General features: G+C 67.1%; 27 protein-coding genes. 11 read left to right on the forward strand and 16 right to left on the reverse strand.

The window, feature by feature from the left end:
• Positions 1 to 13: 13 nt before the first annotated feature.
• Positions 14 to 1,015, reverse strand: a complete 1,002-nt coding sequence (gap, locus tag CSC70_RS05605) for a type I glyceraldehyde-3-phosphate dehydrogenase (RefSeq protein WP_162455670.1) — start codon at positions 1,013 to 1,015, stop codon at positions 14 to 16.
• Between the two features lie 159 nt (positions 1,016 to 1,174).
• Between gap and CSC70_RS05610 the strand changes: the two genes are divergently transcribed.
• Both CSC70_RS05610 and CSC70_RS05615 read left to right on the forward strand, forming a co-directional pair.
• Positions 1,175 to 1,813 (forward strand): OmpW/AlkL family protein, encoded by a 639-nt coding sequence (locus CSC70_RS05610; RefSeq protein ID WP_162455671.1) that lies wholly within the window; start codon positions 1,175 to 1,177, stop codon positions 1,811 to 1,813.
• A gap of 84 nt (positions 1,814 to 1,897) precedes the next feature.
• Positions 1,898 to 2,743, forward strand: a complete 846-nt coding sequence (locus tag CSC70_RS05615) for a S1/P1 nuclease (RefSeq protein WP_162455672.1) — start codon at positions 1,898 to 1,900, stop codon at positions 2,741 to 2,743.
• On the opposite strand, the gene CSC70_RS05620 is transcribed toward CSC70_RS05615, so the two are convergent.
• On the reverse strand, positions 2,740 to 3,684 hold the full coding sequence (locus tag CSC70_RS05620) for a hydrogen peroxide-inducible genes activator (RefSeq protein WP_162455673.1): 945 nt from the start codon (positions 3,682 to 3,684) through the stop codon (positions 2,740 to 2,742). The two genes, CSC70_RS05615 and CSC70_RS05620, sit on opposite strands and share 4 nt — an antisense overlap.
• A gap of 158 nt (positions 3,685 to 3,842) precedes the next feature.
• Between CSC70_RS05620 and CSC70_RS05625 the strand changes: the two genes are divergently transcribed.
• The 4 genes from CSC70_RS05625 to CSC70_RS05640 all read left to right on the forward strand — a co-directional run bounded on the left by CSC70_RS05625 (position 3,843) and on the right by CSC70_RS05640 (position 6,800).
• On the forward strand, positions 3,843 to 4,739 hold the full coding sequence (locus CSC70_RS05625) for an MBL fold metallo-hydrolase (protein ID WP_162455674.1): 897 nt from the start codon (positions 3,843 to 3,845) through the stop codon (positions 4,737 to 4,739).
• Positions 4,740 to 4,821: 82 nt separating this feature from the next.
• Positions 4,822 to 5,556, forward strand: coding sequence for a peroxiredoxin (locus CSC70_RS05630; protein WP_162455675.1), 735 nt, complete (start codon positions 4,822 to 4,824; stop codon positions 5,554 to 5,556).
• Positions 5,557 to 5,656: 100 nt separating this feature from the next.
• Complete coding sequence (locus CSC70_RS05635; protein ID WP_162455676.1) at positions 5,657 to 5,998, forward strand: protein tyrosine phosphatase family protein; 342 nt, start codon at positions 5,657 to 5,659, stop codon at positions 5,996 to 5,998.
• A 4-nt stretch (positions 5,999 to 6,002) separates the two neighbouring features.
• Complete coding sequence (locus tag CSC70_RS05640; protein WP_162455677.1) at positions 6,003 to 6,800, forward strand: sulfite exporter TauE/SafE family protein; 798 nt, start codon at positions 6,003 to 6,005, stop codon at positions 6,798 to 6,800.
• A gap of 77 nt (positions 6,801 to 6,877) precedes the next feature.
• Here the strand turns inward: CSC70_RS05640 and CSC70_RS05645 are convergent, their stop codons facing one another.
• The 9 genes from CSC70_RS05645 to CSC70_RS05685 are packed head-to-tail and all read right to left on the reverse strand — an operon-like array spanning position 6,878 to position 16,118.
• On the reverse strand, positions 6,878 to 7,435 hold the full coding sequence (locus CSC70_RS05645) for a protein tyrosine phosphatase family protein (protein ID WP_162455678.1): 558 nt from the start codon (positions 7,433 to 7,435) through the stop codon (positions 6,878 to 6,880).
• Between the two features lie 29 nt (positions 7,436 to 7,464).
• Positions 7,465 to 8,592: an NAD(P)/FAD-dependent oxidoreductase gene (locus tag CSC70_RS05650; protein WP_162455679.1), complete on the reverse strand. Its 1,128-nt coding sequence runs from the start codon at positions 8,590 to 8,592 to the stop codon at positions 7,465 to 7,467.
• A 16-nt stretch (positions 8,593 to 8,608) separates the two neighbouring features.
• Complete coding sequence (gene trxC, locus CSC70_RS05655) at positions 8,609 to 9,064, reverse strand: thioredoxin TrxC (protein ID WP_162455680.1); 456 nt, start codon at positions 9,062 to 9,064, stop codon at positions 8,609 to 8,611.
• Positions 9,061 to 9,537 (reverse strand): OsmC family protein, encoded by a 477-nt coding sequence (locus CSC70_RS05660; protein WP_162455681.1) that lies wholly within the window; start codon positions 9,535 to 9,537, stop codon positions 9,061 to 9,063. Before CSC70_RS05660 ends, trxC begins: the two co-directional genes overlap by 4 nt.
• A gap of 54 nt (positions 9,538 to 9,591) precedes the next feature.
• On the reverse strand, positions 9,592 to 10,233 hold the full coding sequence (locus tag CSC70_RS05665; protein WP_162455682.1) for a Tll0287-like domain-containing protein: 642 nt from the start codon (positions 10,231 to 10,233) through the stop codon (positions 9,592 to 9,594).
• Positions 10,230 to 13,505 carry an efflux RND transporter permease subunit gene (locus CSC70_RS05670; RefSeq protein WP_162455683.1) on the reverse strand — a complete coding sequence of 1,092 codons (3,276 nt, stop codon included), beginning with the start codon at positions 13,503 to 13,505 and terminating at the stop codon, positions 10,230 to 10,232. Before CSC70_RS05670 ends, CSC70_RS05665 begins: the two co-directional genes overlap by 4 nt.
• Position 13,506: 1 nt before the next feature.
• Positions 13,507 to 14,604 carry an efflux RND transporter periplasmic adaptor subunit gene (locus CSC70_RS05675; RefSeq protein WP_162455684.1) on the reverse strand — a complete coding sequence of 366 codons (1,098 nt, stop codon included), beginning with the start codon at positions 14,602 to 14,604 and terminating at the stop codon, positions 13,507 to 13,509.
• Between the two features lie 10 nt (positions 14,605 to 14,614).
• Entirely contained in the window at positions 14,615 to 14,818 is a 204-nt protein-coding gene (locus CSC70_RS05680) for a YgaP family membrane protein (RefSeq protein ID WP_162455685.1), read from the reverse strand.
• 28 nt (positions 14,819 to 14,846) lie between these two features.
• Entirely contained in the window at positions 14,847 to 16,118 is a 1,272-nt protein-coding gene (locus CSC70_RS05685; RefSeq protein ID WP_162455686.1) for an NAD(P)/FAD-dependent oxidoreductase, read from the reverse strand.
• A gap of 115 nt (positions 16,119 to 16,233) precedes the next feature.
• Between CSC70_RS05685 and CSC70_RS05690 the strand changes: the two genes are divergently transcribed.
• The 5 genes from CSC70_RS05690 to CSC70_RS05710 all read left to right on the forward strand — a co-directional run bounded on the left by CSC70_RS05690 (position 16,234) and on the right by CSC70_RS05710 (position 18,474).
• The gene (locus CSC70_RS05690; RefSeq protein ID WP_162455687.1) at positions 16,234 to 16,623 is read left to right on the forward strand and encodes a rhodanese-like domain-containing protein; all 390 of its coding nucleotides are present in this window, start codon (positions 16,234 to 16,236) and stop codon (positions 16,621 to 16,623) included.
• 11 nt (positions 16,624 to 16,634) lie between these two features.
• Positions 16,635 to 16,994, forward strand: a complete 360-nt coding sequence (locus CSC70_RS05695; protein ID WP_162455688.1) for a rhodanese-like domain-containing protein — start codon at positions 16,635 to 16,637, stop codon at positions 16,992 to 16,994.
• 14 nt (positions 16,995 to 17,008) lie between these two features.
• Positions 17,009 to 17,644, forward strand: a complete 636-nt coding sequence (locus CSC70_RS05700; protein WP_162455689.1) for an SAM-dependent methyltransferase — start codon at positions 17,009 to 17,011, stop codon at positions 17,642 to 17,644.
• 95 nt (positions 17,645 to 17,739) lie between these two features.
• Complete coding sequence (locus CSC70_RS05705) at positions 17,740 to 18,093, forward strand: ArsR/SmtB family transcription factor (RefSeq protein WP_162455690.1); 354 nt, start codon at positions 17,740 to 17,742, stop codon at positions 18,091 to 18,093.
• Positions 18,094 to 18,141: 48 nt separating this feature from the next.
• Complete coding sequence (locus CSC70_RS05710; RefSeq protein ID WP_162455691.1) at positions 18,142 to 18,474, forward strand: BolA family protein; 333 nt, start codon at positions 18,142 to 18,144, stop codon at positions 18,472 to 18,474.
• A 77-nt stretch (positions 18,475 to 18,551) separates the two neighbouring features.
• Here the strand turns inward: CSC70_RS05710 and CSC70_RS05715 are convergent, their stop codons facing one another.
• From CSC70_RS05715 to tkt, 5 genes are read right to left on the reverse strand one after another with little or no spacing between them, the layout of a single operon-like run.
• Positions 18,552 to 19,013, reverse strand: coding sequence for a copper chaperone PCu(A)C (locus tag CSC70_RS05715; RefSeq protein WP_162455692.1), 462 nt, complete (start codon positions 19,011 to 19,013; stop codon positions 18,552 to 18,554).
• A 25-nt stretch (positions 19,014 to 19,038) separates the two neighbouring features.
• Positions 19,039 to 19,179 carry a hypothetical protein gene (locus tag CSC70_RS05720; RefSeq protein ID WP_162455693.1) on the reverse strand — a complete coding sequence of 47 codons (141 nt, stop codon included), beginning with the start codon at positions 19,177 to 19,179 and terminating at the stop codon, positions 19,039 to 19,041.
• A 22-nt stretch (positions 19,180 to 19,201) separates the two neighbouring features.
• Positions 19,202 to 21,286, reverse strand: a complete 2,085-nt coding sequence (locus CSC70_RS05725) for a TonB-dependent copper receptor (RefSeq protein ID WP_211369424.1) — start codon at positions 21,284 to 21,286, stop codon at positions 19,202 to 19,204.
• A 60-nt stretch (positions 21,287 to 21,346) separates the two neighbouring features.
• On the reverse strand, positions 21,347 to 21,745 hold the full coding sequence (locus CSC70_RS05730) for a DUF2946 domain-containing protein (RefSeq protein ID WP_162455695.1): 399 nt from the start codon (positions 21,743 to 21,745) through the stop codon (positions 21,347 to 21,349).
• Positions 21,746 to 21,754: 9 nt separating this feature from the next.
• Positions 21,755 to 23,761, reverse strand: a complete 2,007-nt coding sequence (tkt, locus tag CSC70_RS05735; RefSeq protein ID WP_162455696.1) for a transketolase — start codon at positions 23,759 to 23,761, stop codon at positions 21,755 to 21,757.
• Positions 23,762 to 23,804 lie beyond the last annotated feature (43 nt).

The raw sequence follows: 23,804 nt of genomic DNA on the forward strand, positions 1-23,804 counted from the left end.
GATCGTGTCTGGTTCAGCCGGCCACCACCCGCACCATTTCCAGGCACTTGTTGGAATAGCCCCATTCGTTGTCGTACCAGCTGACCAGCTTGACGAAGGTGGAATCGAGCTGGATGCCGGCTTCGGCGTCGAACACGCTGGTGCAGGTCTCGCCGCGGAAATCGGTGGCCACCACCTTGTCTTCGGTGTAGCCCAGGATGCCTTTCAGCGCGCCTTCGCTCTGCGCCTTCATTTCGGCGCAGATCTCGGCGTAGGTGGCCGGCTTTTCCAGCTCGGCGGTCAGGTCGACCACCGACACGTCCGAGGTCGGCACCCGGAAGCTCATGCCGGTCAACTTCTTGTTCAGCGACGGGATCACCACCCCGACCGCCTTGGCCGCGCCGGTGCTGGACGGGATGATGTTCTCCAGAATCCCGCGACCGCCGCGCCAGTCCTTGTTGCTGGGCCCGTCGACGGTCTTCTGGGTGGCGGTGGCCGCGTGCACGGTGGTCATCAGGCCGCGCTTGATCCCCCACTTGTCGTGGATGACCTTGGCCAGCGGCGCCAGGCAGTTGGTCGTGCACGAGGCATTGGAAATGATCGCCTCGCCCCGGTAGGTGTCGTGGTTGACGCCGTAGACGAACATCGGAGTGTCGTCCTTCGACGGCGCCGACATGATCACCTTCTTTGCGCCGGCGTCCAGATGCTTCTGCGCGCCTTCCTTGGTCAGAAAGATGCCGGTGGACTCGATCACTACCTCGGCGCCGACCTCGTCCCACTTCAGGCTGGCCGGGTCGCGTTCGGCGGTCAGGCGAATGCGGTCGCCGTTGACGTGCAACGCGCCGTCCCTGACTTCGACTTCACCCTTGAAGCGGCCGTGCACGGAGTCGTACTGCAGCATGTAGGCCAGGTAGTCGGGTTCCAGCAGGTCGTTGATCGCGACGATCTGGATGTCGCCGCCGAAGTTCTGCACCGCCGAACGCAGCACGTTGCGGCCAATGCGGCCGAACCCGTTGATGCCTACCTTGATCGCCATGACGCCCGACTCCCGTGGGTGGAAAAATGGTCGCTGATTCTAGCAGGCGCGCTGCGGGCCGGTCCTGCCTGAACCCCGCCCATCGCATTGATCCCGATCAAGGTGCGAATAACGCGACCGTAACAGAATCCCGCCATCCAACAAGACGGAAGCAAGACCATGAAGACCAAATACCTGCCCCTCGCCCTGCTGGCGGCTGCCGGCCTTTCCAGCCCCGCCTTGGCCCAGTCAGCCGGCGACTGGACCTTGGGGGTAGGCGTGCACAACGTCGACCCGAAGTCCGACAACGGCAACCTCGACGCCACCGCGCTTGAGTTGGGGGTGTTGCCGCCAACCGAAGTGGACAGCAGCGTGCGGCCGACGGTGACCTTTGAATACTTCGTCGCCAACAACCTCGGCATCGAAGTACTGGCGGCCCTGCCGTTCCAGCATGACATCAGCATCCAGGGTGTCGGCAAGGTCGGCAGCACCAAGCAGCTGCCGCCGGTGGTATCGCTGCAGTACCACTTCGCCAACAGCAGCAAGGTGACCCCGTTCGTCGGCGCCGGCCTCAATTACACCCTCTTCTTCAGTGAGGACACCACGGGCGCGCTGGCCGGTACCGACCTGAAGCTGGACGACTCCTGGGGCTTGGCGGCCCATGTTGGCGTCGACTTCGCCCTGAGCGATCGCAGCGCGCTGCGCGTCGATGCGCGCTGGGCCGATATCGACACCGATGTCGAGGTCAACGGCATCAAGGTCGGCACCGCCGAGATCGACCCGATCGTGTATGGCATGGCCTGGGTCATGAAGTTCTGAACGCCGCGGACGTGAAGCAGCAATCGCCGCAGCAGTCACGTCCCGTCGCTTCGGGGGCAGGTCGTGTCGGATAGAATGTCCGGCATGATCCGCCCCCTCCTTCTTTCGCTGTTCGTACTGCTCCTGCTGCCCTCGCCGGACGCGCGTGCCTGGGGCCGGCAGGGCCATCGTCTGGTGGCGGAACTGGCCGAGGCCGACCTGACCCCGCGCGCGCGCGCCGAAGTCGATGCGCTGCTGCACGACGAGCCCGAACCCGGCCTGGGCGCGATCGCCAGCTGGGCCGACGACTTGCGCGGCACCGATCCCGGGGAGTTCCGCCGCACCTCGCGCTGGCACTACATCAACGCCCGCGGCGGTGGCTGCGATTTCGACCTGGTCCGCGACTGCCCGGATGGCAATTGCGTGGTGATGGCAATCGAGAACCAGCTGAAGATACTGGCCGATCCCTCGCAAGCGGCGAACGCGCGACGCGACGCGCTGAAGTTCGTCGTCCATTTCGTCGGCGACGCGCACCAGCCGATGCATGCCGGCAGCCGTCCGGACAAGGGCGGCAACGATTTCCAGATCAGCCTGCGGACCGACATCGAACCGGAAGCGTACGCGCGCAACCGCTATGCCGATGGCGTGATGGGCACCAACCTGCATTCGGTGTGGGATTACTACATCCTCGCCAACGCGCGGCTGTCGACACCCGCCTATCTCGAACGACTGACCGCCTTGCCCGCACCCGATGCCGCCGCGGACAACGTTCCACTCGACTGGGCGCGCGAATCCTGCCGCCTGATCGACGCCGACCAGTTGTATCCGGACTCGCACAGGCTCGACAGCCGCTACCTCGACGCCATGCGGCCGCTGGCCGAACGGCAATTGCGCCTGGCCGGCCTGCGCCTGGCCAGGGTGCTCAACGACGCGCTCGACCCTGCGCCCTAGCTTGCCGCTTTCGGCGACCAGGGCCGGATGTTGCGCGTAGCCCACTCGCGCATGAAGCCACCCAGTTGCAGGAACGAATCGGCGCGCGGCGAATGCTTGCGCCAGCACAGGCCGATCGTGCGCGCATTGGCTTGATCGCCCAGCGGACGCACGACCACGTCGCTGCCTTCCAGGATACCGCCGACGATCGCCAAGTCGGGCAGGAAAGTCGCGCCCATACCTTCGGCCACCATCGCCACCAGCGTGTGCAGGCTGGTGGAGGAAAAGTTGGCCTTTTCGATTTCGGCCGCGCGCTGCAGCGCCGGCAGCGCATGGCTGTGCAGACAATGGTCGTGCTCCAGCAACAGCAGGTTCTGCCCACCGTCGTCGGCATCCGGCAGGAAACCGCTCCGGTCTGACGGCAACGGCGCCGAAGCGCTGGCGCTGACGAAACGGTAGGCGTCATCGAACAGCATGTACGTCTCCAGCCCCGGCGTTTCGTAGGGAAACGCCATCAGCACCAGGTCCAGCCGCCCCTCGACCAGGCGATCAAGCAACAGCCGCGTCTTGTCCTCGCGCAGGGCCAGGCGGAGATGCGGGAACCTGCGGCCGACATCGGGCACCAACCGCGGCAGCAAAAACGGGCCGATCGTCGGCAGCACACCCATCTCCATCACCCCGGACATCGGCTGGCTGGCTTCGCGCCCCATGGCCATCAGCGCTTCGGCATCCCGCAGCAGCAGGCGCGCCCGCGTGACCAGCTGCCGTCCGATCGGAGTGATCACCACCGAACGCTTGCTGCGCTCGGCCACCGCGACCCCGGTCGCGCTTTCAAGTTCGCGGATACCGGCGCTCAAGGTGGATTGGGTGACGAAGCAGGCTTCGGCCGCCCGACTGAAATTCAAGTGATCGTGCAGCGCCACCAGATAACGCAGGTGGCGCAGGTTGGGTAGAGCATTCATGTGCGCAGTTCCTCCCGACGCCGACTTGGCGTGCTGCACGGTTGCCGGGACAACATATCGGAAAAAACGATCAATTCAATTGAATTTATTCGTTTCCATTGATTTGTCAGCAGGCATATCGTCTCCGCAGGCCAAACGAACCGATATGGAGACACGACATGGCAGCCCCGATTCCCCACCCCGTCGATCTGGACACCCGTCCCGAGGTGACCTCCTTCTTCGACGAGGCCACCAACACCGTCAGTCATGTGGTCAAGGATCCGGCCAGCCAGGCCTGCGCCATCATCGATTCGGTCATGGACTTCGATTACGCCGCCGGCCGGATCGCCTTCGAACACGCCGACCGCATCATCGAACACGTCCGTCAGCACGGCCTGGAAGTGCAGTGGCTGATCGAGACCCATGTCCATGCCGACCATCTGTCCGCAGCCCCTTATCTGCAACAGCAGCTGGGCGGCCGCATCGGCATCGGCGAGCACATCGTCCAGGTGCAGGAAACCTTCGGCAAGGTGTTCAACGAAGGCACCGAGTTCCAGCGCGACGGCAGCCAGTTCGATCGCCTGTTCGCCGATGGCGAGCGCTACCGGATCGGCAGCATGGAGGCTTTCGCGATGCATACGCCGGGCCACACGCCGGCCTGCATGACGCATGTGATCGGCGATGCCGCTTTTGTCGGCGACACCTTGTTCATGCCCGATGGCGGCACCGCGCGGGCGGATTTTCCCGGCGGCGATGCGGCCACGCTGTACCGCTCGGTGCGCCGGATTCTCGAACTGCCGTCCCCGGTTCGCCTGTTCATGTGCCACGACTACGGCCCGGGTGGACGCGAGATCCGCTGGGAAACCACGGTCGGCGAGCAGCGTGCCGGCAACATCCACGTCCATGACGGCGTCGACGAGAACGACTTCGTCGAACTGCGCACCGGTCGCGACGCGACCCTGTCGATGCCGCGCCTGATCCTGCCGTCGCTGCAGGTCAACATGCGCGCCGGCCAGCTGCCGCCGGCCGACGCCGATGGCAGGCATTTCCTGAAGGTTCCGCTGAACACGCTTTGAGTTCTTCGTCGACGGCGCCACTGCGTCGCCCTGCACCGCCGACGCCCTTCCCTGACGCACCCCCCAACGAGGAGACAATCCCATGAGCTGCACCGATTCCGATCCGAAAATCACCGCCGCGGCTGCCGCCAGTGCCGTCGCTCCGGCGACGACCGTTGCCGTGGCACCTGCCGCCGAGCCTGCCGTCATCGGCATTCCCCGCATCAACGAACCCGCGCCCGCCTTCCAGGCGCAGACCACCCATGGCCCGCGCTCGCTGGCCGACTACAAGGGCAAGTGGCTGGTGCTGTTCTCGCATCCGGCCGACTTCACGCCGGTCTGCACCACCGAGTTCACCGCTTTCGCCAAGGCCTCCGGCGAGTTCGCCGCCCTCAACACCGAGCTGCTGGGCCTGTCGATCGACTCGGTGTTCTCGCACCTGGCCTGGGTGCAGAACATCAAGGAAAAGTTCGGCGTCGAAATCCCGTTCCCGATCATCGAAGACCTGTCGATGAACGTGGCCCGCGCCTACGGCATGATCCACCCGGGTGCCTCCGACACCTCGGCGGTACGTGCCACCTTCGTCATCGACGACAAGGGCATCCTGCGCGCGATGGTCTATTACCCGATGACCAACGGCCGTTCGGTCGCCGAGATCCTGCGCCTGGTCAAGGGCCTGCAATACAGCCTGGCCAACGGCGTCGCCACTCCGGAAGGCTGGCAGCCGGGCGAGAAGGTGCTGCTGGGTGCGCCGAAGAGCGTGGCCGAACTGGAAAGCCGCGCCGGGCAGTCGCTGGAAACGGTGGACTGGTACTTCTCGATGAAGCCGGGCGCCTGAGTCCGGGTGGCAATCGCGTCGATGCGGGCGAAGACCTCGCCCGCATCGGCCTTCCGGTCATTCACTCTCTATGTACAGGCACTCGACCGCGGAGTCCCCCGTGCTTTCGATCACACCCGTTTCCGATACCTACCACGTCTGCGCGCAACTGCATCCGCAGGACGTGGTCGAAGTCGCGCGTGCCGGCTACGCGACCCTGATCTGCATGCGCCCGGACGATGAAGTGGACGGGCAGCCCGCCTGGGCCGACATTGCCGCGCAGGCACGCAGGCATGGCCTGGATTTCCACTTCATTCCAGCGCGATCCGGCGCGGTGACACCGCAGCAGGCCGCCCGCCTGCGCGAAGTCATGAACGGCGCACCCGGCAGGGTCCTGTCCTACTGCGCCTCCGGCAATCGCTGCACGCTGGCCTGGCACATGGCCATGAATGAGCACGGCTGAAAACATGAGCTTGCACGTCATCCTGCAGACACTGGCCTCGTTGGGTTCCGGCGCCCTCGTCGGTTTCATCCTGGGCCTGATCGGCGGCGGCGGCTCGATCCTGGCAACGCCGCTGCTGCTGTACGTGGTCGGGATCGCCGAACCGCATGTCGCCATCGGGACCGGCGCCCTGGCCGTTTCCGCCAATGCCTACTCCAACTTCATCGCCCATGCGCGCAAACGCAACGTCTGCTGGCGTTGCGCGGTGTTGTTCGCCGTGGTCGGCACGCTCGGTGCGCTTGCCGGGTCCAGCCTCGGCAAGTCGCTGAACGGACAGCTGCTGCTGTTCCTGTTCGGTCTGGTCATGATCGTGGTCGGCCTGGCCATGCTGCGTCCCCGCCGCGAACGCGGCGGCGATGCCGATGTCACCACCCTGCGCAATTGTCTGCGTACGGCAGCGGTCGCGCTGGTCGCCGGTGGCGCATCGGGTTTCTTCGGAATCGGCGGCGGTTTCCTGATCGTGCCGGCGCTGATGCTGGCCACCGGCATGTCGATGGCCAATGCGGTGGGTTCGTCGCTGCTGGCGGTCGGCACCTTCGGCCTGGCCACCGCGCTGAACTACGCCGCTTCCGGCCTGATCGACTGGAAAGTCGCCGCGCTATTCATCGCCGGCGGCATCGGCGGCGGCCTGCTCGGCACGCGGCTCTCGCTGCAGCTGGGCCGCCAGCGCGATGTGCTGGCGCGAATCTTCGCCGGCACCGTGTTCATGGTCGCGCTGTACATCCTCTACCGCAGCGGCGCCAGCCTGCTGGCCGGCGCATGAGGTCATAGGACGACCGGCCACACCGAACTTCAATGGATCACTGCGACCTGATCGCAGGGCCCTGTCGCCCGCGACGGTTACGGACAGGCCGCGGCCAAGCAAGTATCGATGGGCGCTTCCTGCAGCAACTCGCGCACGCGCGCTTCGGTCGAACGCATGCCAGCATCGCGCCCCAGCTGCAGCGCCTGCTCCGGGTCCATGCCGGTCTGCATCTGCGCCAGCGCCAGCAGTGCGCCGGCGCGGTTGGCCGAGGCGCAATGCAGCAGCACCTTGCCCGACGCCGCGGCCAGCAGTTCGCGCAGCCGGGTCGCGTTGTCCGCATCAAGGTCGGCCGCACCGGCCACCGGCAGGCTCAGGTACTGCATGCCCGCCGCCGCCACTTCGGCAGCCTCGTCGCGACCCTGCATTTCCGCCTCGGGCCGCAGGTTGATCACCGTGGCCACGCCCTGCGCGGCGATACCGGCCCAGTCCGACGCCGTCGGCTGCCCGGCGGTCAGCAGTTCCGGCAACGGCGCATACAGCGGCACCTCCACCGTGGCCACCTTCGCCACTGCCGGTGATGGCGGCGGCGAAGCGCAGGCGCCGACCAGAGCCAGCGACAAGGCCAGCGTGGCCCGGAGGATCCTTGAATGCATGTTCGACTCCTTCGTGCGCGGCGACACGCTCAACGATACGCCTTCAGGTAGCGATCCTCGAACTTGCGCTTCAGCCAGTGGAACAGGCGAAGGCGTGGCAGCACGAGGTTGCGCTTGTCGTTGCGGAACACCAGCATGCCGCTGTCGAGACTGTCGACAATGCACACCAGCTCGGTCTTGAACCCGTGCCGCGCCGGCTGCCCACGCAGTTCGGCAGCGATGTTCCTGGCCACCGCCGCCGCCTGCAGATCGGCCTGGTGCGCCTGCTTGGCCATCCAGTCCGGTCCGGGGTAGCTGCCGGCGTCGCCGGCCACGTACACCCGCGGCATGCCTTGCGCACGACAGTTCGCATCGGCGGCGACGAAGCCACCTTCCGAACGCGGCAGCTCGCTGCCCTCCAGCCAGGTCGGGCCGGTCAGGCCAGGCATGAACAGAATCAGGTCGGCATCGAACTCACCGCCTTCGGTCACCACCTTGCCGGACTCCAGCCGCACCATCTTGTGGCCCAGATGGGTATCGATGTCCTGCCGCGCCATCTGCGCCAGCAGGTTCGACACCGCCGACGGACCCAGCCGCTGGCCCGGCTGCGGCGAAGGATTGAAGAACACCAGCCGGAACTTGTCGCGTCGGCCCTGCTGGCGCAGCAGGGTGTCGATGCCGAACAGGAACTCGAACATCGGCCCACCGCGCACCGCGCCGGGTTCCTTGGGATTGGTGGCGAAACCGACGGCGATGGTGCCGCCTTCCAGCGCCGCCAGCCGGTCGCGGATCGACTCGGCCGCGGCAATGCCTTCGCAGGGGATGATCGCGTGCTCGATCCCCGGCAACTTGCGCAGGTAGCGCCCGCCGGTGGCGATCACCAGGTAATCATTTTCGACTTCACCGCGATCGGTCAGCACACGACGACCGCCGTTCAGCACCTGCTGCACACTACCCTGGTGCCAGCGCACCCGCTGACGGGAGAAGAAGTCCTGCAACGGAATGCGCAGATCCTCGCCGCGCTTGCGGCCCGACGGCAGCCAGATCAGGCTCGGCAGGTACACCAGTTCGGCGCGCGGCGAGACCACCGTGATCTCCGCATCCACCCCCTGCTTGCGCAGCTCGCGGATCGCGGTCAGCGCGGCGAACCCGCTGCCGAGGATGCTGATCCGGCTCATCTCGTGCCTTCCATACTCACGACCGACCCACGGCAGCCAGTTGCGCCTGCGCCCAGCGCACGATGTCGGCCGTGCCCATCGCCCCGGACTGCCGCGCCAGTTCGCGCCCCTGGCGGAACAGCACCATCGTCGGGATGCTGCGGATGCCGAAGCGCGTGCCCAGATCGGGAAGTGCCTGGGTGTCGAGCTTGGCCAGCCGCATGGACGGTTCCAGTTGCGCGGCGGCAGCTTCGAAATGCGGCGCCATCATCCGGCACGGACCGCACCACGGCGCCCAGAAATCCACCAGCAGCGGCAGATCGGCCTTGACCGCATGCGCCTCGAACATCGCCGCCGACTCCAGCGCCAACGGATGCGCGGCAAACAGCGCCTGATGGCAACGCCCGCATTTCGGCGCCTCGCCCAGGCGCGCGGCCGGCACCCGGTTCAGCGCCATGCAGTGCGGACAGGCAAGCTGCAGCATGTCGTTCATGCCGGCTCCGCGGAACCACTGTCGTAGACCACGGCACCGGTGCCGTCCTTGACCGTCACCCCGACCTCGATCCCGGCGCGCACGCTCTGGGTGACCACGCAGAAGTTCTCGAACTGCTCGAGGATGCGCGAGAACTGCTGGTAGTCGTCGGCCGGGTCGGCCAGTTGCAATTCGACCTGCACCGACGGAATCCGCCAGCGGCCGTCGGCATTGCGCTCGGTGCCGGCGCTGATGCTGGCGTGCAGCTTGCCCGGCGTGTTCTTGAACTTGCGCAGGGCGAACAGCAGGCTGGCGGCCATGCAGTTGGCGATCGCCGCCAGCAGCAGGCGCGAAGGATTCGGTCCCTGGTCGTGGCCGAGCGGCGCGGGCTCGTCGGTCAGCAGCGGGTCCAGTTCGGTATCGTCGAAGCTGATGCGGAAGGCATAGTCGCTCTCCTGTTCCAGGCCGACACGGATCGGTTGTCCGGTACTCATGTACAACTCCTCGATGATCGGCGCGGAATCCGGGTTCGTCCGCGCCGGGAAGGATCAGGGTTGCCCGGCAGGCACTTCCACCCACAGGGCGCCACGCAGGTCGCCGACCTCGAAGCCGGTGGCCGCGTCGTCAGGATAATGCGCACGGATGGCCGCCTGCACCGGCGCCGCGACCGCGCTGCCGTGGCACGCCAGGCACGGCGGTTCGGTGGCGATGCCGCGCATCATCCGCAGCGACACGCCGTCCGGCAGCCCGTCGCGCTGCACGCGCAGCTGCGCGGCCGCCGGTTCGCCCGCGGCCACCGCCTGCTGGAACTGCTGCAAGGTTTCCAGCTGCCAGTCCTGCGCCGCCTGGCCCGGATTGCGGTTGCGGCCGGGCAGAGCGACCCGACCCAGGCGCACATGATGTTGCCGCATCACCTCGTCGGCGATCCCGGGGGCCTGCGTGTGGCAGACGTCCACGGCCGCCACCGGCCCGCCGGACTGCATCGACTGCTGCAGGGCTGCGCGCAGCTGGCCGCTGAAATCGGCGGCCGCGGCCTGCGCGCGCAGCAACGCCGGGTCCGGCGCCTGGGTTTCGGCCACCGGCGCCGGGGTCGCGGTATCGGCGTCTTGCGCATCCGCGGAAGGCGAAGCCCCCTGACATGCCGCCAGCAGCAACGCCGACGACAACACGATCATTCTTTGCAGGTTCATGCGATGGCCTCCTGTGTATCCTGCCGCGCCCGCTTGCGCTTCAGCAGTCCGTAGTACAGCAGCGGAATGACGACCAGGGTCAGCACCGTGCTGACCAGGATGCCGAAGATCAGCGAGATCGCCAGGCCGTTGAAGATCGGGTCGTCGAGGATGAAGAACGCACCGCCCATCGCCGCCAGTGCGGTCAGCGCAATCGGCTGCGCGCGCACCGCGCAGGCATCGACCACCGCGCTTTCGAGCGACTGCCCGCGTTCGACCAGATGGTTGATGAAGTCCACCAGCAGGATCGAGTTGCGCACGATGATGCCGGCCAGGGCGATCATGCCGATCATCGAGGTGGCGGTGAACTGCGCGCCCAGCAGCGCATGGCCCGGCATCACTCCGATCACCGTCAGCGGGATCGGCGCCATGATCACCAGCGGCACCACGTAGTTGCGGAAGTACGCCACCACCAGCAGGTAGATCAGGATCATCCCGGCCGCATAGGCGATGCCCATGTCGCGGAAGGTCTCGTAGGTGATCTGCCATTCGCCGTCCCACTTGATCGCGAAACTGTCGGTCTCCGGTGGCTGGCGGATGAAGAACTGCTGCAGCGCCTGCCCGCCGATGGCGTTGTCGGACACCTGGCCGACCAGGTCGAACATGCCGTACAGCGGGCTGTCGATGCGGCTGCTCTCGTCGCCCATCACGTACACCACCGGCAGCAGGTCCTTGTGCTGGATCGCGCCGTCCCAGCCGGCCTTGCGCACCTGCACCAGCTCCGACAGCGGCACCAGCTGACCGCTGCCCCCGCGCACGCGCAGCGACAACAGGTCGTCCAGCGTGTCCTGATCGGCAGGCGGCAGGCGCAGGCGGATCGGTCGCGGGTACTTGGAGCTGCCGTCGACCAGATGGCTGGCATCCATGCCGGACAGGCCGGCGGCAATCGCGTCGGCGATGTCCGATTGCGCCACGCCCAGCCGCGCGGCGCGCACGCGGTCGATTGCCAGCACATCGCGCGCGGCGTCGGCCTCGACGCTGGTATCGACATCGACGATGCCCTCGGTGGCGAGGAAGCGCTGTTCCAGCGCGCGTCCCAGTTCGCGGCTGCGCGCGTAGTCGGGGCCGTACAACTCGGCCACGATCGGCGACAGCACCGGCGGGCCCGGCGGCACTTCCACCACCTTCACCGAGGCGTCGTGGCGACGGCCAATCCCGGCCAGCTGCGGCCGCAGGTCCGAGGCGATCTCGTGGCTCTTGCGACTGCGTTCGTGGCGATCGACCAGATTGACCTGCAGGTCGCCGACGTTGGCGCCTTCGCGCAGATAGTACTGGCGCACCAGCCCGTTGAAGTTGATCGGTGCAGCGCTGCCGGCATACCCCTGGTAATCGAGCACTTCCGGGGTGCGGTCGAGCACCGCGGCCAGTTCGGTCAGCAGCGCGTTGGTGTCTTCCAGCGTGCGCCCTTCCGGCAGGTCGACGACCACCTGGAACTCGGACTTGTTGTCGAACGGCAGCATCTTCAGCACCACCAGCTTGAACACCGCCAGGCTGCAGGCCAACAGCACCAGACCGACCATGCCGAGGAACAGCAGGCGCCGACGCTTGTTGCCGCTGTCGCGGTCGAGGAACGGGGTCATCACCCGTTCGAACAGCCGGTGCAGGCGCGCGGCCATCGTGCCCGGCGCATGGCCATGATTGCCGTCGGCGGCATCGCCGGCATGATCGTCCGCACCGGCGTGGTGACGCAGCAGCTTCAGCGACAGCCACGGCGTGACCACCAGCGCGATCATCAGCGACAACAGCATGCCGACCGAGGCATTGACCGGAATCGGGCGCATGTACGGCCCCATCAGGCCGGTGACGAAGGCCATCGGCATCAGCGCAGCGATCACGGTGAAGGTGGCCAGGATGGTCGGGCCGCCGACTTCGTCGACCGCCGGTGGAATCGCTTCGCGCAGGCTCTTGCCGCCCTGGCTCATGTGGCGGTGGATGTTCTCGACCACCACGATGGCGTCATCGACCAGGATGCCGATCGAGAAGATCAGCGCGAACAGCGAAACCCGGTTCAGGGTGAAGCCCATCGCCAGCGAGGCGAACAGCGTCACCGACAAGGTCAGGATCACCGCCGAGCCGATCACCACCGCCTCGCGCCGGCCTAGCGCGAACAGCACCAGCAGGATGACCAGGCCGGTGGCGAACACCAGCTTCTTCATCAGCGTCTGCGCCTTGTCGCTGGCAGTCAGGCCGTAGTCGCGGGTGACTTCGATCTCGATGCCGTCGGGGATGACCTGCCCGCGCAGCGCCTCGATGCGCTGCTGCACCGCCTGGGTGATGTCCGAAGCGTTGCTACCCGGCTTCTTGGCGATCGCCAGGGTCACCGCCGGGGCGATGCCAGTGGCCGGACCGTCGCGGCCGGCCGGCGCGCCGTGCCAGACATAGCTCGCCGGAGTGTCGGCGGCATCGGTCACCATGGCCACATCCTGCAGCCGCACCGGCTGGCCGCCGGCGACGCCCAGCACCAGGCTGGCGACGTCGTCGCGGTCGGCCAGGAACTGTCCGGAGGTCACTTGCACCACCCCGTCCGGACCGATCCGCTCGCCCGCTTGGCGCGCCAGATTGGCCGTCTGCAGTGCGCCGGCTAGGTCGGCCACGGCCAAACCATGGCTGGCCAGCCGCGCCGGATCCAGCGTCACCATCACTGCACGCTCCGGTGCGCCGATGGTGTAGACGTCGCGGGTGCCAGGGATGCGCTTGAGCTCGTTCTCCAGCGTGTGCGCCACTTCGGCCAGTTCCACCGCGCTGCGTTGCGGATCGTCGGTCCACAGCGTCAGCGCCATCACCGGCACGTCGTCGATGCCCTTGGGCTTGATGATCGGTTGGCCGATGCCGAGTCCGCGCGGCATCCAGTCCTGATTGGAATAGACCTTGTCGTACAGCCGCACCAGCGCCGGCTGCCGCTTCACGCCGACCTCGAATTCGACCGTCAGCACCGCCATGCCAGGACGGCTGATCGAATAGGTGTGCTTGATCTGCTCGATCTCGGACAGGGTCTGCTCCAGCGGGTAGCTGACCATCTGCTCGACCTGGCGCGCGTCCGCGCCGGGGAACGGCACGATGACGTTGGCCATGGTCACGTCGATCTGCGGTTCTTCCTCGCGCGGGGTGACCATCAGCGCAACCATGCCCAGCAACAGGCCCAGCAACGCCAGGATCGGCGTCAGCGGGTTGTCCTGGAAGGTACGCGCGATGCGCCCGGAAATGCCGAGGCGGTGCGGAGCTCCGGACGGCATGTCAGTCTCCGCCCTTGCGCGCGGCCACCAACGCCTGCACTGCGGCCACCGGGTCGACGGCGATCTTCTCGCCCGGCTTCAACCCGGAGATCACTTCGACCGTGTCGCCGGACTGTTCGCCCAGGCGCAGCTGACGCAGGCTCAGCCGGCCATCGGCCAGCACGTAGACCGCATTGATTTCGCCACGCCGCACCAGCGCCGATACCGGCACCCGCGGATACGCCGCGCCCGTCACCGCCGGGAACGCCACCTTGGCGGTGCCACCGGGCTGCGGCGCCGGATCCAGCACCGGCAGGTTGATCCGCACCTTGACCGCATGGGTGGCCGGATCGGCGCTCGGGAACACCACGACACCCGCTGCAGCAACGCGGCGACCGTCGTCGAAGCTCACCCTCGCCTCCGGCCGCGCGCGGACCCGCTCGGCCTCCGATTGCGGCACGCTGACCTCGATCCGCAACTCATCGGGCGCAAACACCGTCATCAGCGTCTGTCCGCCGATCAGGTCGCCGCCGAAGACCACGCTTTCGCCCGGCTCCACGTTGCGCGAACTGACCACACCATCGAACGGCGCGCGCACCTGGGTATAGCCCAGCGACTGCCGCGCCTGCGCCAGCCCGGCGGCGGCGGCATTACGGGCGGCCAACGCCGAATCGCGCCCCGCGCGCATCTGGTCCAGCTGCGACTTCGACACGTACTGGCTGCCGGCCAGTGCCTGATAGCGTTTGTAGTTGCTTTCGGCCTCGGCCAGCGAGGCTTCGGCGGAACGCAATTGCGCCACCGCGCTGTCCACCCCGGCCTGCTGCTCGACCACGCTGAGCCGCAGCAGCACCGCGCCGGCCTTGACCCGGTCGTTGACGTCGTAGTTGACCGCGGCCACCCGGCCGCTGGTCTGCGCGGTCAGCGTGGCCTGGCGTACCGCCTCCACCACGCCATCCCAGGCGCGTCCCTCCGCGCCATCGGCAGCGGTCACTTCCAGGGTCTTCAAGCCCTGGATCGCCGCCGGTGCGTGCGCTTCGTCGTGCCCGCCACAGGCCGCCAGCGTCGATGCCAGCAGCAGCGGCAGTGTGAATCGTCCGCTCATCGCCATCTTCGACCTCACGGGCGTTTCCTCACTTGAATGCACAACCGCTGGAGACGCCCAGCTTGCGGAAGATCATCGCCGCCGGGCAGAAGCCGGTGAAACTGGCCTGCAGCATGTTCAAGCCGATGAAGGCGGTGAACAGCAGCCACCACGGCGACACGAAGTGCACCAGGGCGACGCTGATCAGGATCATCACGCCGGCGAAGGCGAGGACGGCACGGTCAAGGTTCATGGGAATTCTCCGTTGGGTATCGTTGGGGTCAGCGGGTGCGCACGATGCCGAGCAGCTTGAGCACGTACTTTTCGTAGATCGGCTCGGTGTTGCCCGATTTGATCTTCATCATGAAGTACTTTTCGAAGGCGATCTTGGCCAGGTGCACCCACTTGCCGACCTTGGCCCAGGTGACGTTGCGCGGCGGGATCTGCGGCAGCGCCACGAAGGCCGCGCCGGTGTCGCCCATGTCGGCCAGGCAGATCGCGTTCCAGGTCGCCTCGGCGCTGCCTGCTTCGCCCTTCAGCTCGGCCTCGATATTCTTGGCTACCGCGGTGACCATCGATTCGATCATGAAGCCGGTCTTCGGCGCGCCGGTCGGCACCAGGGTGGCTTCCACCGGCGGAATCGCCACGCAGACGCCGATCGAGTAGATGTTCTTGTACGCAGGATTGCGCTGGTGCTTGTCGATCAGGATGAAACCGCGCGGATTGCACAAGCCTTCGCCCTGGCGCACCGCGTCCACGCCGGTGAACGCCGGCAGCACCATCGAATACTTGAACGGCAGCGTGTGGGTCTTCTTCGGCTGGCCGTCCTCGCCGATCTCGGCCACGTCCATCTCGCCGTCGCGAACCTCGGTGATCTTCGCGTTGACGATCCACTGGATATGGCGCTGGCGGAACTCGGACTCCATCAGGCCCTTGGAATCGCCCACCCCGCCCAAGCCCATGTGGCCGACGTACGGCTCCGGGCTGACGTAGGTGATCGGCACCTTGTCGCGCAGCTTGCGCTTGCGCAGATCCTTGTCGAGGATCATCGCGAATTCGTAGGCGGGACCGAAGCAGCTGGCGCCGGCCGCCGCGCCGACCACGATCGGACCCGGCGCCTTCAGGAATTCCTGATAGGCGTCCCAGCCGGTGGCCGCATGCCCGGTGGTGCAAATGGATTGTGTGTAACCACCCTCCGGACCGAGGCCGGGGATCTCGTCGAACGCCAGTCGCGGGCCGGTGGCGATGACCAGGTAGTCGTAGTCGATGTAGCGGCCGTCGCGCAGCAGCACCCGGTTCGCGTCCGGCTCGACCTTGTCGGCGCCGGCACCTTCGAAGGCGATCCTGTGCTTGGCCAGGCGCGGCGGCACCTGAATCTGCACCTCGGACGGCTTGCGCCAGCCCACCGCCACCCAGGGATTGGACGGAGTGAACGAGAAGTTGTCGCCTTCGCCGATGACGGTGATGTCCACCCCCGCACCCAGCGTCCCGCGCAGCTCATAGGCCGCGCTCATGCCTCCGATGCCCGCTCCCAACACCACGATATGAGTCATTGCAACGCCCTCCCGCGTCTCCGGCGCCCACCCCGGAATGGATGGGCCTGCTCCGGTTGCAGTTATATTAGCAATGTCTTATATTAGTCTCAACGAATCCAAGGAGCAAGCCCCCATGACCTTGCAGGTATCCGATCTGGTCGCCCAGGCACGCGCCGAGATCCGCGAGATTTCCCCCGCCCAACTGGCCGCCGAAGGTCTGGAGTCGGCGACGCTGGTCGATGTGCGCGAAGCCGCCGAATACGCCACCGGTCACCTGCCGGGCGCGGTCAACATCCCGCGCGGGCTGATCGAGTTCCAGATCGAGGCCCTGCCGGCCGGCGGCTGCGTCACCGATCCGGCGCTGTCGGCCAAAGACCGTCCGCTGCTGCTGTACTGCCTGAGCGGCGGTCGCTCGGCACTGGCGGCACGCAACCTGCAATTGCTCGGGTTTACCGCGGTGAAGTCGCTGGACGGCGGCATCAACGCGTGGCGTGCGGCCGGCCTGCCGGTCGTGCAGCGCTAGAGGCAACCTCGATGTTCGGACTGATCAAATCGCTGTTCGGCCTGGCCGGTCCGCAGATCGGCCCGGCCGAAGCGGTCGGCAAGCAGAATGCCGGCGCGCTGATGCTGGACGTGCGCGAAGCGCACGAATTCACCGCTGGCAGCATCCCCGGCGCGATCAACCTGCCCCTGAGCCGGCTCGATCCGGCCGCGCTGCCTGCCGGCGAACAGGAGATCGTGCTGTTCTGCCAAAGCGGCATGCGATCGCGGATGGCGCAGGGCAAGTTGTCCGGCAAGACCGCTCGGTCGCTGAGCAATCTCAGTGGCGGCATCCTGGCCTGGTCGCAATCGGGTCTGCCGGTACGCAAACCCGGCAAGGCGCCCCGTTCTTGAACGCCTTCGACGCGATGAACGAGAAAGCCGACACCGCCCGCTGGGACCAGCGCTACGCCACCGACGATTACGTCTTCGGCACCGCGCCCAATGCCTTCCTTGCCAGTCAAGCCTTCCGCCTGCAGCCCGGCATGCAGGCGCTGGCGGTCGCCGACGGCGAAGGACGCAATGGCGTCTGGCTTGCCGAGCAGGGACTGCAGGTGCTGTCGGTGGATGCTTCGGACGTCGGTCTGCACAAGGCCGCGGCGCTGGCCGCCGCACGCGGCGTGAGCTTGCGCACCGAACTGGCCGATCTCGGCGAATGGGATTGGGGCCGCGGGGACTACGACATCGTCGTCGCCATCTTCATCCAGTTCGCCGGTCCGGCGTTGCGTCGACGCCTGTTCGAAGGCATGCGCGCCGCGCTGAAGCCAGGCGGCCTGCTGTTGCTGCAGGGCTACCGGCCCGAGCAACTCGGCTACGGCACCGGCGGGCCGAAGGAAGCCGAAAACCTGTATACCGCCGAACTGCTGCGTGAAGCCTTCGCCGGCATGGACATCCTGCACCTGCACGCGCACGACAGCGAGATCGCCGAAGGTCACGGCCACCACGGCATGTCCGCGCTGATCGACCTGGTGGCGCGCAAGCCGGAGGTGTCTCCGGCGGAATGACGGTACATTTTCCGCCTGCGCGGCGTTGCCGGAGTACATCCTCCCCTCGCGCTCCCGCACGCCGCCAGGCACCCGATATCGCAAGGACGACCCGCATGAACGCTTCACCCACCACTGCCGCCTCCGCACCCGAACGCATCAATCCCGAAGCGATGCGCAGCCATTCCGCTTCCGCGGCCCGCCTGCTCAAAGCGCTGGGCAACGAGAACCGGCTGATGTTGCTGTGCCTGCTGGTCGATGGCGAACAGTCGGTCGGCGAACTGAACGCCAAGCTGGACCTCAGCCAGTCGGCGTTGTCGCAGCACCTGGCGATCCTGCGCCAGGACGGTCTGGTCAGCACCCGCCGCGAAGCGCAGACCATCTACTATTCGCTGATTCCGGGGCCGGCACAGCGGATCATCGATACCCTGCACGGCATCTACTGCTCGCAGAAACCGCTGTGCGAATGAACCCGCACGATCACCCCGTCATAACCCCTTTTTCGGCACCCTGATCGCATGTCCCAAGCTCCCAACAAGGCCGACCGCCTGCGCCAGGCGCTGTCGGCGCTGCAACCGACCCATCTGGACGTGGTCGACGAAAGCCACACCCACCACGTCGGCGAGGAAAGCCACTACAAGGCGGTGGTGGTCAGCCCGGTCTTCGCCGGCAAGCGGTTGTTGCAGCGCCACCAGACCGTGTACGCCGCGCTGGAAGGGCTGATGCGCGAAATCCACGCCCTCGCCCTGCATACCTACACCCCAGAGGAATGGGCCGAACAGGGCGCGGCACCGGAATCGCCGCGCTGCCGTGGCGGCGGCCTGCACGACCGGCGCACGCACGGGAGCTGAGCCCCGCACGCACGTCCGGCCGGCGGAAACGGCGGACCGGATTCGGCTCCACCGCCCTGCCGGACCTTCGACGAAGATCAGTGCTGCATGTGCGCGCTGCCGGCGCCCATCTCGCGCACTTCGAACTCCACCGGGATCGCGCCGGCATGTTCGAACACCAGCGTCACGCTGAAGCGTTCGCCCGCCGTCAATGCATGGGTCGGGCGGATGAACATCAGGTGATATCCGCCGGGCGCCAGCTCGACCTTGCCGCCGGCCGGCACCGCCAATCCGTCGGCCAGCGCGCGCATCCGCATCATCCCGTCCTCGTGGCGCATCTCGTGGATTTCCACCCGTTCGGCGATCCCGCTCTCGGCCCGCAACAGACGATCATCCTTCGTGCCCGTGTTGACCACGGTCAGGAAACCGCCGGCCACCGGCGCCGCCGCCACCGTCGCCCGCGCCCACGCACCTTCGACGCGTACGCCTTGCTTCGGTTCGGCGGAACACGCCGCCGTCGCCAGCAGCAGGGCCATGGCCCAAAACAGCATTCGTTTCATCGCTTTTTCTCCCATGCTCATGTTTTCAAAGTTCAATCACATCGCCGTCCAGCAGGCTCAATGGCCGGCCGGCGTCAATGCGTTGCAACAGGGCCTGACCCAGGAATACCGTCCAGGCCAGCAACCAGACGCCGATGCCGGCAAGGAACAACAGCACGACATTCATCTTCGCCTCCTCCCGTCGCGGCTCAATACTTGAAACCCAGCTTCACCCAGACGCTGCGACCCGGCTCGTCGATCCGCACCGGCATCGCCGGATAGCCGAAGTCGGCACTGCCGGCCAGGTTCAGATGCTCGCTGTAATCACGGTCGAACAGGTTGTCGATGCCGGCGGTCAGCTGCAGCCGGTCGTTGAAGCGGTAACCACCGTTCAATGCCACCGTGACGAAGCCCGCGCTGGAGCCCAGATCCCGGCCGACCACGTTGCCCTGCCCCACCGCCACCCGGTCCTGCGCATCGACCGCGCGCACCAGCACGCCAGCGGTCCAGCGTGGGCCGTCATAGGCCGCGGTCAGCTTCGCCTCCAGCGGGGTCATCTGCGGCAATGGCGTGCCGGCGCTGCGGTTCTCGCCCCAGGCCCAGGCCACGCTGCCGCCCAGTTTCCAGTACGCGGCCGGGCGGAACTCCAGACCCGCCTCAGCACCGTGGATGCGCGCATCGACATTGGCCACCGAGGACATCGAACCCATCATGCCGCCGCTGCTGTAGGTGAACAGGATGTAGTCGTCGACCCTGCCCGCGTAGGCCGACACCCAGGCATCCAGCCGCTCGCTGCGGTACTGCGCGCCGATGTCGAGCTGGGTGGTCTTCTCCGGCTCGACGCCGGCGAAAGCGTTGGCCGCACCCATCGGCCCCATGTCCGGCGAGAACAGTTCCCAGTAGTCCGGCATGCGCCCGGTGTGGCCCAGGCCGGCGTACCAGCCGAAACCGCTGTCGGCGATGTCGTGCTCGTAGCGCAGGAAGCCGCCGGACAGGGTTTTCTCGCGGGTCACGCCGGCGGTCGGGTTGGGCATGCTCATCATCCCGCCCATGCCCATCATGCTCACGGTGGCTCGATGGTCGCTGACCTCGGCACGGTCGGCACGCGCACCGGCGACCACGCGCTGGCCGGGCGCCAGCGTCCACGTCGCTTCGGCGAACAGGCCCAGATTGCGGAACTCGGCATCCTCGGACCATGGCAACTCGCGATAGGCGCCGCGGCCCATCGCGCTACGCTCGCGATGACGGCTGCGCTGCGCATCCACGCCGGCGCTCAGTTCGAACGCGTTCCAGGCCCAGTCCGCCGCGGCCCGCCCCCCTTGGGTACGACGGTCGACATTGGACGCCATCGGCATCGGCATGCTGCTCATCGGGTTCGGATCGCGCAGCGTGTAGTTGTCCATCAGGTGATCGGCGTAGTTGTGGAACAGGTTGGCCTGGACACGTTTCAGCGCACCCTGGAAGCCGCCCTTCTCGAACCGCAGGCCGTAGCTTTCGCGCTTGAACATCGAGCCGTCCATGCCGCGACCGGCATAGCGCGCCTCGCCGTCGCCGCTGCCGGCGGTGAACTCCAGCACGGTATCGGCATCCGGCGTCCAGCCCAGGGCAAGATCGGCGTTCCACTTCTTCCACTCGGACGGCACGCCATCGCCATCGCCGTCGTCGTAGTCGTCAGATTGCGAGCGGTTGGCGCTGAGCCGCGCGTAGCCGAGCGGCGCGCCGACGGTGGCGTCCAGCACCTGGTCGTTGCGGCCGAAGCTGCCGCCCAGCAGGCTGCCCTGCAGGCGCAGCCCGGCTTCGTCGAAGCGCTCGGTATCGCGCTGGAAGCGCACGGTGCCGGCCGAGGCGCCCGGCCCCCACAGCACCGTCTGCGGCCCCTTGACCACGGTCAGTCGGTCATAGGTTTCCGGCGCCACATAGCTGAGCGGATTGTCCATTCGCGCCGGGCAGGCACCGGGCATGCTGCCGTCGTTGCTGAGCAGGTTCAGGCGCGAACCGAACATGCCGCGCAGCACCGGGTCGCCATTGGTGCCGCCGTTGCGCAAGGCGGAAAAGCCGGGAATGGTCTTCAGGTAATCGGCGCCGTCGCTGGCCGGCACCGGCTGCCGCGGCAGACGCGGATCGGTAACGAAGGTCAACGGCGACACCGGCGCGGCAGTCACCACCACGGTGTCGAGGGTTTCGGTCTCGTCGTCGGCAGGTTCGGCGGCCAGGGCAGGGGTGGCCGCCAGAGCCAGAGCCAGGGCCAGGTTCAGGCGCGACGGCATTGCCGGTACGGCAGGAAAAAAGGTCATGGAAACTCCAAAGCACAAGGGCAGGACCGTGGGTCCTGCAGAATCGTCAGGTCTTGTGGTTCAGAGCAGGCAGGGCGGGCCGCGCGCGCCCAATCCAAGCAACAGCGCGGCCGGATGCGCCGGCGGCGCGCGGCCTTCCGGAGCGATCGAACGCCCCGGCAATGGCAACAGGAAAGTCAGCGCCAGCAGGACCGTCGTCACCGACGCCAGCAACGGACAATAGGCGCAGTAATCGCCGCCCATCGCTCCCGCCGGCAACGGCTGCTTGCCGGTATCGTCCGGATGCAGCGCATCCAGCCACGACAGGCCATCGGTGGTGCACATGGCGGCCAGCGCATCCAGGTAGCGCGGGCTGCCGCTTTCCAGCCAACGGCTGACCGACGGTGCCAGCGCCACCAGCAGGATGGCGACCAGCCCCAGACGGGCCATCAGCAACTGGAAGCGGCGATTGCGGATCACGCCCGGACTTTACCCCGGAATCGCGTCGATGACAGCATGCGCCGCCGCAACCACCGCATCCACGGTAATGCCGAACTGCCTGTACAGCTCGCCGGCCGGCGCCGAGGCGCCGAAGTGGTCGATGCCGATCACCGCACCGTCCAGACCGACATAGGCGCGCCAGAAGCCGGTGACACCCGCCTCGACCGCCACCCGCCGGCGCACCGCAGCCGGCAGCACCGATTCACGGTATTCGGCACTCTGGCGCTCGAACACGTCGGTGGACGGCATCGACACCACCCGCGCCTTGCCGCCGAACTGCTCGGCAGCCTTGACCGCCAGTTCCAGCTCCGAGCCGGTGGCGATGAAGATCAGCTCCGGCGCGCCGTCGGAATCCTTCAGCACGTAACCGCCGCGGGCGATGGCGGCCAGCTGTTCGGCGCTGCGCGGCTGATGGGCCAGGTTCTGCCGCGAAAACACCAGACAACTCGGGCCGTTCTTGCGCTCGATCGCACAACGCCAGGCCACCGCCGATTCGACCGCGTCGCAGGGACGCCAGACGTCGTTGTTGGGGATGTAGCGCAGGCTGGCCAGGTGCTCGACTGGCTGATGAGTGGGTCCGTCTTCGCCGAGGCCGATCGAGTCGTGGGTGTACACGTGGATCGCGTGCGCGTGCATCAGCGCGCTCATCCGCACCGCGTTGCGCGCGTAGTCGCTGAACACCAGGAAGGTGGCGTCGTACGGCAGGAAGCCGCCGTGCAGGGCCAGGCCGTTGCTGATCGCGCTCATCGCGAATTCGCGCACGCCGTAGTTGATGTAGTTGGCATCGGCGGCACCATCGGCCACCGGCTTGCTGCCGGACCACAGGGTCAGGTTGGAATGGGCCAGGTCGGCCGATCCGCCGACCATTTCCGGCAACAGCGGCGCGAAGGCTTCGATCGCCATCTGCGAAGCCTTGCGCGAAGCCACCACCGGGCCTTCGGCCTGCAATTTGGCGATGTAGGCATCGGCCGCCGCATCGAAACCTTCCGGCAATTCGGCGTGCGAGCGGCGAACCAGTTCGGCCGCCAGTTCCGGATACTGCGCGGCATAGCGATCGAAACGCTGCTCCCATTCGCCCTGGCGGAAGCTGCCGGTACCGCCGGCACGCCAGCCGTCGTAGATCGCCTCGGGAATCTCGAACGGCCCGTATTCCCAGCACAGCGCCTTGCGGGTGGCCGCCACTTCGTCAGCGCCCAGCGGCGCGCCGTGCGAAGACTCCTTGCCCGCCTTGGCCGGCGAACCGAAGCCGATGGTGGTGCAGCAGCAGATCAGGGTCGGCTTGTCGTCCTGCGCCAGCGCGGCATCGACCGCCGCCTTGATCGATTCGGCATCATGGCCGTCCACGTCGCGGATCACCTGCCAGCCATAGGCCTCGAAACGCGCCGGGGTGTCGTCGGTGAACCAGCCGGCCGTGTCGCCGTCGATCGAGATATGGTTGTCGTCCCAGAATGCGACCAGCTTGCCCAGCCCCCAGGTGCCGGCCAGCGAGGCCGCCTCGTGCGAGATGCCTTCCATCAGGCAGCCATCGCCCAGGAATACCCAGGTGCGATGGTCGACGATTTCCAGTTCGGGCCGGTTGTAGCGTTGCGCCAGCAGCTTCTCGGCGAGGGCGAAGCCGACCGCATTGGCAAAGCCCTGTCCCAGCGGGCCGGTGGTGGTCTCGACCCCGGGGGTCATGAAGTTTTCCGGATGCCCGGGCGTTTTCGAACCCCACTGGCGGAAGCGCTTCAGCTCCTCGATCGGCAGGTCGTAGCCGGACAGGTGCAGCAGGGCGTACTGCAGCATCGAGCCGTGGCCGTTGGACAGCACGAAACGGTCGCGGTCGAACCAGCCGGGATTGTTCGGGTTGTGCCGCAGGTAGTCGTTCCACAGTACCTCGGCAATGTCCGCCATACCCATCGGCATGCCCGGATGGCCCGAGTTGGCGGCCTGCACGGCATCGATGGCGAGGAAACGGACGGCGTTGGCGAGATCGCGACGGCTCGGCTGGGTCATGGCGGCAAGAGGTTCCCCGGGGACGAAAGAAACGGGCGCGGCG

It is taken from the genome of Pseudoxanthomonas kalamensis DSM 18571 (assembly GCF_010211745.1).
Taxonomy (GTDB): domain Bacteria; phylum Pseudomonadota; class Gammaproteobacteria; order Xanthomonadales; family Xanthomonadaceae; genus Pseudoxanthomonas_A; species Pseudoxanthomonas_A kalamensis.